This is a genomic window from Enterococcus xiangfangensis (genome assembly GCF_005405365.1).
In the GTDB taxonomy this organism is placed as follows: domain Bacteria; phylum Bacillota; class Bacilli; order Lactobacillales; family Enterococcaceae; genus Enterococcus_A; species Enterococcus_A xiangfangensis.
The window spans coordinates 381,613-393,825 of sequence record NZ_BJDX01000001.1; the positions used below are offsets into that span (position 1 = coordinate 381,613).

The window sequence follows — 12,213 nt, forward strand, 5'->3', positions numbered from 1 at the left end:
CCTCCTATCAAAAACTCTTCTTCTATTTTAGCAAACGACCATTTACTGTGTTGGGCAAAGCGCGTATGATTATTAATTAATCCAAATGAAAAAAATTTTTAGATCTTAACAAACTAGTCTGCAACAGAAAAGCTATTTTCTGCTGAAAGAAAGTCGAATAAACAAGGAGGAATTTGTATGTCTGCTGAAGCTGTAAAAACATTTTTTTCACAATATGGTCTGGCCGAACGTATCCAAGAATTTTCCATCTCTAGCGCTACAGTGGAACTAGCGGCGCAAGCGCTGCATTGTGCACCGGAACGTATCGCTAAAACGTTGTCTTTTAAACAAAAGAAAGCTCATAAAAATATTTTGATTGTTACTGCTGGTGATGCCAAGATCGATAATGCTAAATACAAAGCAGCTTTTGGCGAACGAGCTTTGATGTTGAAAGCAGATGAAGTGGAACCGATCATCGGACATCCAGTCGGCGGTGTTTGCCCGTTTGCTGTTAATCCCGGAGTTGAAATTTATCTGGATGAGTCGCTGAAGCGCTTTGAAAGCGTCTATCCCGCCTGCGGCAATCCAAATAATGCGATTGAATTGACACTTCCAGAATTGGAAAAATATGCTCCATTTGAACAGTGGATCAATGTTTGTAAAAATTGGGAATAGAGGCGGCAGAAAGTTTGTCTCGTCTTTTTAACTGATGCCTTGTTCAACGACTCGACAATCAGATAAATAGTTTTCTAAAATAGTTTTTACTTCAGTTTGTTCAATGACTGAGTCGCTTGCAAATTGATAGCCAATCAATAAGGCCTTCGTCGTCTTTTCAGTGATCATTCCTCTAGTTGAATCCGCGGTTGGACTGCCAAATGCGCCTGCTTTATCCGTCAAAATTAACAGATTTTCGAGGTTGAGCGATTTATTTCCGATCCCCGCATAATGTTCTGCTTGTCCGACCGTTAATTGGATCGGCTCTGTTATCTTTGCAAGGTCATAGACCCCAAAAGGCAATTTCCATTTTAAAGAAAAGTAATTATTTAAATCGACAAGTGCATTGATCTGATACAGACCCTTTTGCTGAACGATTCGCCGCCACAGACTCTCAGACGACGGTCTAAAACGCGCCGGATCTTTTCCAAAAGTTCGATACACTTTTTTGGTCGCACTAATTCGCGGCTCCTCTCTGATCCTTTCGATCGTGTCCTCCGTTTCAATTTGTTTAAGTAATGGATCTACTAGTTCCTGCCAAATTTTTTTATTATACGCTTCGTTGGTAAATTCAATGACACTATAAGCCAAGGTCACACCTTGTTCAGCTATTTTTGGATCAATCGTCAACTCCATTTTCTCGCCTCCGCATTTTTCTTTTTAGTTTAACCGATTTCACATTAAAGCAAAAGCTTACTTATTATTGGCGGCTTTCGTTATAATAAAAGTGAGGAGGGTATCTTATGAAAATCACTTATCATGGTCATTCCGTTTTATCGATCGTTATGAAAGATGGACAAAAATTACTATTCGATCCATTTATCACAGGAAATTCTTTGACCGACCTGATCGCAGATGAAGTCAAGACAGATTGGATCTTAGTTACCCACGGACATAGCGACCACATCGGCGATATGATCCCAATTGCCAAACGCAACGATGCCACAGTCATCAGTATCGTCGAAATTTGCAACTTCGCGGAAAAAAACGGGGTGCAAAAAACACATGGCATGAATATCGGTGGAGAATTTGATTTTCCTTTCGGTCGAGTCAAAATGGTCCAAGCCTACCATAGTTCAGGTTACGAGGTAAACGGACAAATGCTTTACATGGGTGAACCAGCTGGTTTTATTTTGCAAGCTGAAGGAAAAACGATTTATCATGCTGGGGATACCGCCTACTTTGGCGACATGGCATTTTTAGGTGAGACTTTTGAGATTGATCTTGCTTTCTTACCAATTGGAGACAATTTCACGATGGGACCTTCTGATGCCGCTATTGCCGCTAAACGATTGAAAGCAAAACACGTCGTACCGATCCATTACAATACCTTTCCTGTCATCAAGCAAGATCCTGAAGCTTTTGTTCAATTATTACCAGAAAATGTCGGCACCATCATGACAGTTGGCGAAACAATCGAACTTTAGAAGAGAATGATGACAGAAGCAGGGGGGGCAAGAAACAAGAAAGAATTTCCAAAAATTACTTCTCCCATTTTTGTAGAATCTCGGCTTATTTCCGAAGAGGCTACTTCTGAACACTGTTTATTCGAAAAAAGGAGTGCGACAAGATGTTTGTCCCACTCCTTTTCTAATTTTGTATTTGGTCTTCTGTTAAAATCTGGACATTCATTTTTGAAAAATAGTTGGCTTTATTTGATTCCCGTATCCGATTCAATGATTTTTCCGACGATGCCATACTCCTTCGCTTCTTCAGCTGACAACCAGAAATTACGATCGGTATCTTTTTCAATTTGCTCAAGTGTTTGCCCTGTCGCTTTAGCGATCAATTGGTTCACACGTTTGCGCATTCGTAAAATTTCTTTGGCTTCGATCTGAATCTCGGTAGATTGTCCTTGCACGCCGCCTGCTGGCTGATGGATCATGTATCGAGTATTCGGCAAACTGTAACGATCTTTTTTATCAGCGGCTAAATAGATCGTGATCCCCGCACTTGCCACCCAGCCCGTTCCAATCATTTTCACTTTTGGCTTAATAAATCGGATAACATCATGAATCGTATCACCCGATTCCACGTGACCGCCTTGGCTATTGATAAACATCGTGATAGGATCATCATTGATTGCTGATAAATAAAGCAATTGCTCCGTCACTGTCTTGGCTAATTCTTGATTGATCTCACCATAGATCAAAATCGTGCGTTGTTTCAATAATTTTAACATTAGCGGATTTTTTTCTTCCGCTTTTTCTATTTCCTCGGCAAAAAATTCATTCATATAAATTCCCTCCCTTTCTGCTAAATCCAGTATAGCTAAAAAAATTATGTCTGGAAAGAAAGAGCTTTCATAAAATCGATGCCTAATTTGCTAGAACCCGCCGCTAACCCAATAGCAAAAAGTTCGGTACTTTTTCTATTCAAAAAAGATTTCCCACATGTTAAGATGATATCTACGTAATATTTAATTATTCTTTAATCAAATACATAGAAACTAGGTGTGCTTTATGTTGTTAGGGTCAATCGTCAATTGCCTCGCAATCATTGTGGGAAGTTTTTCTGGAGTTATTTTGCGAAATATTACGGAGCAAACAAAAGATACGGTCACAAAGGGAATCGCTTTAGGTGTGATCGCTTTAGCACTCCAAATGTCGTTGCAAGCAAGCTCGTTTATTGTGATCATCATCAGTATCTGTCTTGGCGGAATGATCGGTGAGTTTTTAAAAATCGAAGACTCGATGACTCGGTTAGGTTTATTTTTAGAAAAACGCTTTGCTCACGGCAGCAGCAATTTTGCTGAAGGCTTTGTCACCGCTACTTTGATCTATTTGATTGGATCAATGGGGATCATTGGCGCGATCGAAAGTGGTGTAACCGGCAGTCATCAAACCTTATTTACTAAAGCTGTAATGGATGGATTCATGTCAATCATGCTGACTGCTTCACTAGGGATTGGTGTCCTTTTCTCGGCTTTTCCTGTCTTAATTTATCAAGGTGCAATCACGATTTTTGCAAGCATCATCGTCCGTTATTTGCCAAAAGAATTACTGGATAGCCTCATGAATGAAATCAGCGCGATTGGCGGTTTAATGATCTTAGCGATTGGTTTAAATGTTATGAAGCTGACTAAGATCCGTGTCTCCAATTATTTGCCGGGAATCTTAGTTTTGATTGCTATCATGGTCGTACAATATTACTATTTTTAAAAAGTAGAAGATCAGTAATTTCTTAGCCGTTCCCTAGTCTTGAGTAAAACAATTGCACCACATTAAGACTAGGTGAAGGACTTTGATCTAAAATGTTTGAACCCCCTGTCTTTTTTATTATTCATTTAGAAGCACTCTCCAAATAAACACATCATTTAAAAGTTATTATTTGCTAACTTTAGATAAAAATAATCGAAAAATTAAATTTAGAAGAAAAATAAATGAAAAATCTGCCAAGTAGATTCTTTTTCCCTCCTTCTTCTCTATACTTAAAACAACTATGTAAGCGCTTTATTTTAGAATATTTGGAGAGAAGGGAAGAAGTACAAATGACTGATAAGAAGATTCGTTGGTTCACGGTTTCAATGATTGCCTTTAGTATGGTCTGGGGATTTGGTAATGTCGTTAATAATTACGCCCAACAAGGCATCTCGGTAGTTGTTTCTTGGATACTGATCATGCTGCTTTATTTTGTTCCGTATGCACTGATCGTTGGGCAGCTGGGTTCCACTTTTAAAAGTAGTTCAGGTGGTGTTAGTTCTTGGGTCAAAGAAACGACCGGCAAAAGAAAAATTGCTTACTATGCAGCATGGACTTATTGGGTCGTTCATATCACTTATCTCGCACAAAAACCGCAATCTGTTTTGATTGCTCTAGGTTGGGTGTTTCAGGGCAACGGCCAAGTCGCTACCGATATGAGTGTTCGGACCGTCGCGATCATTTCATTAGCAATTTTCTTAATTTTTTTAGTTCTGTCTACTAAAGGTCTGACTACCTTGAAAGTCATTGGAAGTGTCGCGGGTTCTGGAATGTTGATTATGTCGATCTTATTCATTATCTTAGCAGTGACGGTTCCTTTTATTGATCCATCTTTCAAAATGGCTACACCTGATATGGGGGATGTCAAAACGTACATTCCTGATTTCAATCTTAGTTATTTCGCTACGATTTCCATGTTAGTCTTCGCAGTCGGCGGCGCGGAAAAAATCTCCCCTTATGTAAATTCGATCGATCGCCCGACTAAAAACTTTCCAAAAGCCATGATTTTTATGGCAACAATGATCGGATTAAGTGCCGTGCTTGGTTCTGTTGCTATGGGTATGCTGTTTGACAGCAACAATATTCCAGACGACTTGATGGCGAACGGTGCCTACAGTGCCTTTCAAATTTTAGGAAATCACTTAGGTGTCGGCAACCTTTTGATGATCATCTACGGATTAGCTCAAACTGCCGTCCAATCTTCTGCTTTAGCCTTTTCTATCGACGCACCATTAAAAATTTTACTATCAGATGCCGATCCAGAATACGTTCCTCAGTGGCTGCGTAAAAGAAATCATAAAGGCACTTTGACTAATGGGTATTTATTGACAGGAATCCTTGTAAGTATCATTATCATTTTGCCGATTTTCGGGATCAAAAGTATGAGTATTTTAGTCCAATGGTTGACCAATCTGAATTCAATCGTAATGCCGATGCGTTATATCTGGGTATTCTTTGCCTACATGATGTTGAATGCGCAATACAAAAAATTCAATTCAGAATACAAATTTATCAAAAATCCTAAACTAGGCTTTTTAGTTGGTTCTTGGTGTTTTATTTTTACGATCTTAGCTTGTGTACTGGGAATGCTGCCAAAAGTGGATTATGCAGCTGATCCTAGTTCTTGGATGTTCCAATTGACGCTAAATATTTTGACACCGATCGTGCTGCTTTCATTAGGAATGATCTTACCGATGATCGCCAAGCGTGAACAAAAAAATTTATTGAAATAAAGAAACGCAGCAAAAAGCCTTTGATCTTCAGAAAAATTTACCAAAGGCTTTTTGCTTTATTTCAACTGCTTAAAAAATCTACAACCTTCAAATTCCTTTACTGGAAGTGTATACTAAATCCTAGCGATACGCAGAAAGAAGGTCTTTGATGTCTGATTATTTAAGTGAACTAGAATCCTTTTGGGATGAATTTGCTGAAGATTATGAAGCAATTCAGCAAGAATCTACCTTACCGATTGCACAAGATCTCCGTGAATTTTTATTCACGCAAAAGCTGCTTCCTTGTCACACATTTTTAGATCTTGCCGGTGGAACAGGCCGTTATATTCCTGCCCTACAAACCGCGGTGAAAGAATATGATCTTGTAGATATCTCTGAGAAGATGTTGCAAATAGCTGCTGCAAAATCAGCAGAACATGTACGATTGATTAAACAAGCGCAAGAACCTTTTTTAGCCCAAAATAAACATCGCTACGACCTTGTTTTTTCAGCGATGAATCCGGCTTTGCAGTCGCAATCAGATTTGCTGGCCTTTTATCATACCAGTCGCAATTGGTGCTTGCTGTTGCGAGTCGTAAAAGACGAGGATCAATTATTCTCACCTTACGAGGAAACAAATCCCGATTTATCATTAAATGAACGGTACAAATCCTTTTTAGCGGAATTACATATTCCTTTTCAAACAAAAAAATTTAGCTATACTAGCTATGAAATGATCAGTCGTGATTTTTTTCAAGCATATTTTGCTGATACATTCACACCTGCAGAACTAGTACCCATTACTCAAAAAATTTTTGGTGCTACACACGAAAAACTCAATCAGTCGATGATTGAGTTTGAATTGATTTATTTTCAAGTTGTAAAATAAGATTTCGATTTTCAAGGAGTGGACAACAGATGGAAGAAAAAACATTTCAACGAATCAAAGAATTAACCGAGTTGCAAGGAACGAGCGGTTTTGAAGAAGATATTCGTAGCTATATGCGAACAGCACTTACGCCATTAGTCGATGAGGTGCAACAAGATGGTTTGGGCGGTATTTTCGGTCTACGCCAAGCAGACACCAATAAACCACGGGTAATGGTCGCAGCTCATATGGATGAAGTCGGATTCTTATTGACGGAGATCACTCCGCGCGGCCTGTTCAAAGTCGTCCCTTTAGGCGGTTGGAATCCTTATGTCGTTTCGGCACAACGCTTTACTTTAAAGACTGGCAAAGGCAATTATCCGTGTGTCTCCTCTTCAGTCCCACCACATTTATTGCGCGGAACAAGCGGCCAAGGTCAAGTAAAAGTCGAAGATATTTTATTTGACGCAGGCTTTGAATCAAAAGATGAAGCGTTGGCTTATGGCGTGTTACCCGGAGATACAATCGTCCCGCAAACTGAGACGGTTAAAACAGCCAACGGCAAAAATATTATTAGTAAAGCTTGGGACAATCGTTACGGTTGTACCGTTGTATTAGAAGCATTAGAAGCTTTGCAAAAGGAAACATTCGATTATACATTAATCGCCGGAGCAAATGTCCAAGAAGAAGTCGGTTTGCGCGGTGCCAAACCAGCTGTTACAAAATTCCAGCCGGATCTGTTTTTCGCAGTCGATTGTTCAGCCGCAGATGATTTAGTCACAACTAACGGAACGTTCGGTCATTTAGGCGAAGGGACGCTTTTACGGATTCAAGATCCCGGTATGATTTTACTTCCTCGCTTGCGGGAATATTTATTAGATACGGCGGAAACTTACAACATCCCCTACCAATACTTTGTCTCAAAAGGCGGGACCGATGCTGGAGCAGCGCATACTTCTAACACAGGCATTCCAAGTACAGTTATCGGTGTTTGCGGACGCTATATCCATACCCATCAAACAATGTTCAACATCGCAGATTTTGATGCCGCAAAAGAAATGCTGATCCAAGTTTTAAAAGGCTTAGATGAAAGTACGATCAAGACGATTATTGCGGGAAAATAGTTTCTTAATAAAAATTAAATAACCTTTTAAAACAGACTCAGCAAGGCACAAGTAAAATTATTTTATGAATTTGCTCTGTTAATTCAACATTTTTCTTGTAATCATAAATAGTTTACGTTAGAGTATAAATATATTAATAACTCCTTAGGGGAGTAACCGGCAACGTTGTTGTTGTGATATCAACAGTAAGTAAACCAGTGATGGTTTTCTGGTATCGTATGAAATGGTGAGACCTAAGACAAGTATAACTACTTGCCTTGGGTCTCTTTTTTGTTAGTTCTACTTGCTGAAATACAATCAGCTAACGACTGCAAAAAACCAAGTTAAGTAAAAAAAATCATTGGGGGATGTAAATTGACAAAACATGTGTATCAAAAAGAAACGGATCTGTTGATGAAAGATTTGAATACGACTGCAGACGGTTTAAGTTCAGAAAAAGCGCAACAGCTACTGCAAGAAAATGGTCCTAATCAACTGTTAGAAGCTAAGAAAAAATCAGCGCTGACCTTGTTTATCGAAACATTCAAAGATGCGATGGTGATCGTCTTACTGATTGTAGCAATCGTCCAGATGGTCATGGGCGCCCATGTAGAATCGCTCGTTATCTTTGCCGTATTGCTCTTGAATTCTGTGGTCAGTGTGATCCAAACAAAAAAAGCAGAAGGTTCGCTTGATGCGTTGAAAAAACTTTCAGCACCTGATGCCAATGTCCTTCGCAGCGGACAAGCACAAACGATTCCCGCAAAAGAAATCGTACCTGGCGACATTATTATTTTAGAAGCGGGCGACTATGTTCCCGCAGATGGCCGCTTACTTGAAGTCGGCTCGTTAAAAGTTGACGAAGGTATGCTGACTGGCGAATCGACACCCGCGGAGAAAAAAATCACCGTACTTTCTGCTGAAGCCCCTGTCGGCGATCGCATCAACATGGTGTTCAGCGGAACGATCGTCACATACGGTCGCGGTAAATTTTTAGTAACTGCGACAGGCAGTGGCACTGAAATCGGTCAAGTTGCTGGTCTATTAGAATCAACTACAGAACAAAAAACACCGTTGCAACGAGGCTTAGATCTCTTCAGTAAAAAATTGAGCCTTGCAATCTTGATTTTGTCGTTAGTAATCTTAGGCGTTCAGCTGATGCGTGTCTTTTTAGATGGTTCAGCGGATGTGACCCAAGATATTATGAATGCCTTCATGTTCGCTGTAGCAGTCGCTGTAGCTGCTATTCCTGAAGCCTTGCAATCAATCGTAACGATCGTCCTTTCATTAGGAACAAAAAAAATGGCAAAACACAATGCCATTATTCGCAAACTGCCAGCCGTCGAAACTTTAGGCTCGACTAGTATCATTTGTACCGATAAAACCGGCACACTAACGCAAAATAAAATGACTGTCGTTGATTATTACTTAGCCAACGGACAAAACGGTGAATTTTCTAACGACCCACAACAATGGCAAATAGACGAACAACGTTTGATCGACATCAGTGTTTTAGCCAACGACGCAGCAATCAGTAACGATGGAACGAAATTAGGCGATCCAACTGAAATCGCACTGATCGACTTCAGTGAAAAACAAAATCAGTCTTATCGCGAACTGCGAGAAAAATATCCTCGTGAAGCGGAACTACCGTTTGATTCGGATCGTAAGTTGATGTCTACCCTTCATACAATCGCTCAGCAAAAACTTATGGTGACTAAAGGCGGACCAGATATCCTCTTTGAGCGCAGTACAAAAGTTTTATTAAATGGGCAAGTCGTGGAGCTGACTGCTGAATTAAAAGCACGTTTCCAAAAACAAAACGAACACTTTTCCGAACGTGCCTTACGTGTTTTAGCTTTTGCTTATAAAGAAGTTTCAACAAATGAGTTGACCTTAGCTGATGAAGAAGAGCTTGTCTTAGTCGGATTGTTGGCAATGATCGATCCACCACGAGAAGAAGTTTTCCAAGCAGTCGCAGATGCTAATTCAGCCGGCATCAAAACAGTGATGATCACCGGCGATCACAAGACGACTGCCGTTGCTATCGCCAAAGAAATTGGGATCTTCCAATCCGGCGATCAAGCTTTGACGGGTGCTGAATTGGATCAATTAACGGATGATGAATTGGCTGAATGTTTAGAACAAGTTACCGTTTATGCCCGTGTCTCACCAGAAAATAAAATTCGGATCGTTCGCGCTTGGCAAGAAAAAGGCAAGATCTCAGCTATGACCGGTGATGGCGTCAATGATGCTCCCGCCTTGAAACAAGCAGATATCGGAATCGCAATGGGAACTGGAACCGATGTGGCCAAAGATGCTGCCGCAATGGTCCTAACAGATGATAACTTTGCTTCTATCATCAAAGCGGTTGAAGTTGGCCGAAATGTTTTTGACAATATCAAAAAAGCGGTCGCTTATCTCTTTGCTGGAAACTTAGGAGCGATCATCGCAATTGTTTTTGCTTTAGCGATTGGTTGGTCAAATCCATTCACCGCATTGCAGCTGCTTTTCATCAACTTAGTCAATGACTCATTGCCAGCGATCGCATTGGGCATGGAAAAAGCAGAACCGACCATTATGAAACGCCAGCCTCGTGATCCAAATAGTGGAATCTTTACTGGCAAAACGTTAGTTTCTGTAACTTATCGCGGAATTTTGATTGCTTTAGCAGTGATCACTGCTCAATGGTTAGGGAATCAACAATCACCAGAAACCGGTGTGGCAATGGCGTTTACTACATTAATCTTGAGCCGAACCTTGCAGACTTTCGCGGCTCGTTCAAATACACAAACTTCGTTGCAAGTTGGCTTGTTTTCTAACAAAATGGTTTTACTAGCGATCCTAGTTTGTTCTGGATTGTTCAGCTTGACCTTGCTGCCTGGATTACGCGAAGTCTTCGCTATCCCAAGCACCTTCGCATTGACAGAGATCGGTTTGGCATTGTCATTAGCCGTCTCGGCTGTCTTATTGATGGAAATTACTAAATTGATCATAGTAAAAATCCAAGAACCAAAACCCGAGATACAACTTACTAAGTCTTAAAAGGAGTGTGACAAACGTAAGCAGCTTCAAGAAATAAACAGGATTTTCTTGAAGCTGTTTCTTTCCGTTTATTCGAAAAAAGAGGAGAGGACAATTTTTGTCCTCTCCTCTTTCTTTTATAAAAATTGTTGCAAGTATCGCTGGATCCGTGGATTGTCGCTTTCAAAAAAGGCTGCGCTGCTACCGTCAAAAGTCACTTGTCCGTCTTCTAGAAAAACGATCCGATCGGCAACTTTGCGGGCAAATTCTAAATGATGAGTCACAACAATCTGCCCATTACCTGCCTCTGCCAAATCTTTGATTACTTGCAAAACTTCTTGTGCAAGTTCCGGATCAAGCGCGCTGGTAGGTTCATCATAAAGCATGAATTCTGGTTCCATCGCTAGAGCTCGCGCGATTGCAACTCGCTGCATTTGTCCGCCAGACAATTGTTTGGGTCGTTCCAAAGCTTTATCTAATAGTCCAACCTTTTTCAGCAGTTCTTCTGCTTGTTCGTGTGCTTGCGTTTTCGAAATTTTCTTCACCTGTGTCGGACCTTCCATGACGTTTTGAATGACCGTCAAGTGGGGAAAAAGATTGTATGCTTGAAAAACAATACTAAAATGGCCACGATATTCTTTTAATTGGCGAAATGATAAATTTTGTGGAAATGTAAGTTTGTCTTGATCAATCTTGATCGTGCCGCTGTCCGGCGTTTCTAATAGATCGATTGAACGCAGCAACGTACTTTTCCCTGAACCCGACGGTCCTAAGATGACGGTCGTTTCTCCTGGCTGAAAGACTAGGTTGATCTCTTTTAAAACTTGCGTTCCGTTAAAACTTTTATTTAATTTTTCAATTGTCAACATAGCTAGCTCCCCCTTCCTAATAAATCATCCGTTTTTCAAGTACGGATTGCAGATAATTCAAGAAGGTACAAAAGATCAGATAGTAGATCGCCACCATGCTGTAAAGCAGCAGCGGTTCATAGGTCCGAGCGGCGATTCTTTGCGCAGTCATAAAAATCTCAACAATCGTGATGCTCGCTGCCAGCGACGTATCTTTGACTAAACTGACAAAACTGTTAGACAACGGCGGTAAAGCGATCTTGAATGCTTGCGGTGCAATGATGCGGTGCAAAATCTGCCAGCGACTCATTCCTAATGAAGCTGCTGATTCGTATTGACCTTTTGGGATTGCCAGTAAAGCGGAACGAATATTTTCAGAAGCATACGCGCCGGTATTTAATGAAAAAGTTAAAATCGCTGCTGTCCAAGCATCCATTTGGATTCCCACCGACGGAAGCCCAAAAAAGACAATGAATAATTGGACCAATAGCGGGGTTCCGCGGAAAATCCAGACATATAGAAAGAAAATTCCATTTAAAATACGATTCTTTGAGATACGTGCTAAGGCAGTGATCAATGCTAAGATCATACCTAATGCAAATGAGATCAACGTTAAGGGAATCGTCATTTTTAACAGTGCCCAAAATAACGGCAGCGCTGAGCTTTGAATAATATCAATCGTTCGTTCCATTTTACTTACTCCTCGTTTTAACGAATTAATTTGCTGCGTAGATAGCTAGTTTGGTCAACAAGATCGAACCAACT

Annotated in this window: 11 protein-coding genes; 7 read left to right on the forward strand and 4 right to left on the reverse strand. The window is 40.5% G+C overall.

Going from position 1 to position 12,213, the window contains the following annotated elements; all coding sequences use genetic code 11:
- The first annotated feature begins 177 nt into the window (after positions 1-177).
- Entirely contained in the window at positions 178-654 is a 477-nt protein-coding gene (locus FFM68_RS01880; RefSeq protein WP_137617740.1) for a YbaK/EbsC family protein, read from the forward strand.
- Between the two features lie 27 nt (positions 655-681).
- Here the strand turns inward: FFM68_RS01880 and FFM68_RS01885 are convergent, their stop codons facing one another.
- A complete protein-coding gene (locus FFM68_RS01885) occupies positions 682-1,329 on the reverse strand; it encodes a B3/B4 domain-containing protein (protein ID WP_137617741.1) in 648 nt (215 codons plus the stop codon).
- A 107-nt stretch (positions 1,330-1,436) separates the two neighbouring features.
- Here FFM68_RS01885 and FFM68_RS01890 point away from each other — a divergent pair, with 107 nt between their 5' ends.
- The gene (locus tag FFM68_RS01890) at positions 1,437-2,120 is read left to right on the forward strand and encodes a metal-dependent hydrolase (protein ID WP_137617742.1); all 684 of its coding nucleotides are present in this window, start codon (positions 1,437-1,439) and stop codon (positions 2,118-2,120) included.
- A 224-nt stretch (positions 2,121-2,344) separates the two neighbouring features.
- Here the strand turns inward: FFM68_RS01890 and FFM68_RS01895 are convergent, their stop codons facing one another.
- On the reverse strand, positions 2,345-2,929 hold the full coding sequence (locus tag FFM68_RS01895) for an ATP-dependent Clp protease proteolytic subunit (protein ID WP_137617743.1): 585 nt from the start codon (positions 2,927-2,929) through the stop codon (positions 2,345-2,347).
- Positions 2,930-3,155: 226 nt separating this feature from the next.
- Between FFM68_RS01895 and FFM68_RS01900 the strand changes: the two genes are divergently transcribed.
- From FFM68_RS01900 to FFM68_RS01920, 5 genes are all read left to right on the forward strand, one after another.
- The gene (locus FFM68_RS01900; RefSeq protein ID WP_137617744.1) at positions 3,156-3,854 is read left to right on the forward strand and encodes a DUF554 domain-containing protein; all 699 of its coding nucleotides are present in this window, start codon (positions 3,156-3,158) and stop codon (positions 3,852-3,854) included.
- A gap of 329 nt (positions 3,855-4,183) precedes the next feature.
- Positions 4,184-5,626, forward strand: coding sequence for an amino acid permease (locus FFM68_RS01905; protein WP_137617745.1), 1,443 nt, complete (start codon positions 4,184-4,186; stop codon positions 5,624-5,626).
- A 148-nt stretch (positions 5,627-5,774) separates the two neighbouring features.
- Positions 5,775-6,494: a methyltransferase domain-containing protein gene (locus FFM68_RS01910; protein ID WP_137617746.1), complete on the forward strand. Its 720-nt coding sequence runs from the start codon at positions 5,775-5,777 to the stop codon at positions 6,492-6,494.
- Between the two features lie 29 nt (positions 6,495-6,523).
- Positions 6,524-7,597, forward strand: a complete 1,074-nt coding sequence (gene pepA / locus FFM68_RS01915) for a glutamyl aminopeptidase (protein WP_137617747.1) — start codon at positions 6,524-6,526, stop codon at positions 7,595-7,597.
- Between the two features lie 354 nt (positions 7,598-7,951).
- The gene (locus FFM68_RS01920) at positions 7,952-10,621 is read left to right on the forward strand and encodes a cation-translocating P-type ATPase (RefSeq protein WP_137617748.1); all 2,670 of its coding nucleotides are present in this window, start codon (positions 7,952-7,954) and stop codon (positions 10,619-10,621) included.
- 116 nt (positions 10,622-10,737) lie between these two features.
- On the opposite strand, the gene FFM68_RS01925 is transcribed toward FFM68_RS01920, so the two are convergent.
- Both FFM68_RS01925 and FFM68_RS01930 read right to left on the reverse strand, forming a co-directional pair.
- Positions 10,738-11,469, reverse strand: coding sequence for an amino acid ABC transporter ATP-binding protein (locus tag FFM68_RS01925; RefSeq protein ID WP_137617749.1), 732 nt, complete (start codon positions 11,467-11,469; stop codon positions 10,738-10,740).
- A gap of 16 nt (positions 11,470-11,485) precedes the next feature.
- Positions 11,486-12,139 carry an amino acid ABC transporter permease gene (locus FFM68_RS01930; RefSeq protein ID WP_137617750.1) on the reverse strand — a complete coding sequence of 218 codons (654 nt, stop codon included), beginning with the start codon at positions 12,137-12,139 and terminating at the stop codon, positions 11,486-11,488.
- Positions 12,140-12,213 lie beyond the last annotated feature (74 nt).

Excerpts from the sequence above, each read along its gene's own strand:
- FFM68_RS01880 (WP_137617740.1), top strand. The coding sequence starts at position 178 with ATGTCTGCTGAAGCTGTAAAAACATTTTTTTCACAATATGGTCTGGCC.
- FFM68_RS01885 (WP_137617741.1), bottom strand. The coding sequence starts at position 1,329 with ATGGAGTTGACGATTGATCCAAAAATAGCTGAACAAGGTGTGACCTTG.
- FFM68_RS01890 (WP_137617742.1), top strand. The coding sequence starts at position 1,437 with ATGAAAATCACTTATCATGGTCATTCCGTTTTATCGATCGTTATGAAA.
- FFM68_RS01895 (WP_137617743.1), bottom strand. The coding sequence starts at position 2,929 with ATGAATGAATTTTTTGCCGAGGAAATAGAAAAAGCGGAAGAAAAAAAT.
- FFM68_RS01900 (WP_137617744.1), top strand. The coding sequence starts at position 3,156 with ATGTTGTTAGGGTCAATCGTCAATTGCCTCGCAATCATTGTGGGAAGT.
- FFM68_RS01905 (WP_137617745.1), top strand. The coding sequence starts at position 4,184 with ATGACTGATAAGAAGATTCGTTGGTTCACGGTTTCAATGATTGCCTTT.
- FFM68_RS01910 (WP_137617746.1), top strand. The coding sequence starts at position 5,775 with ATGTCTGATTATTTAAGTGAACTAGAATCCTTTTGGGATGAATTTGCT.
- pepA (WP_137617747.1), top strand. The coding sequence starts at position 6,524 with ATGGAAGAAAAAACATTTCAACGAATCAAAGAATTAACCGAGTTGCAA.
- FFM68_RS01925 (WP_137617749.1), bottom strand. The coding sequence starts at position 11,469 with ATGTTGACAATTGAAAAATTAAATAAAAGTTTTAACGGAACGCAAGTT.
- FFM68_RS01930 (WP_137617750.1), bottom strand. The coding sequence starts at position 12,139 with ATGGAACGAACGATTGATATTATTCAAAGCTCAGCGCTGCCGTTATTT.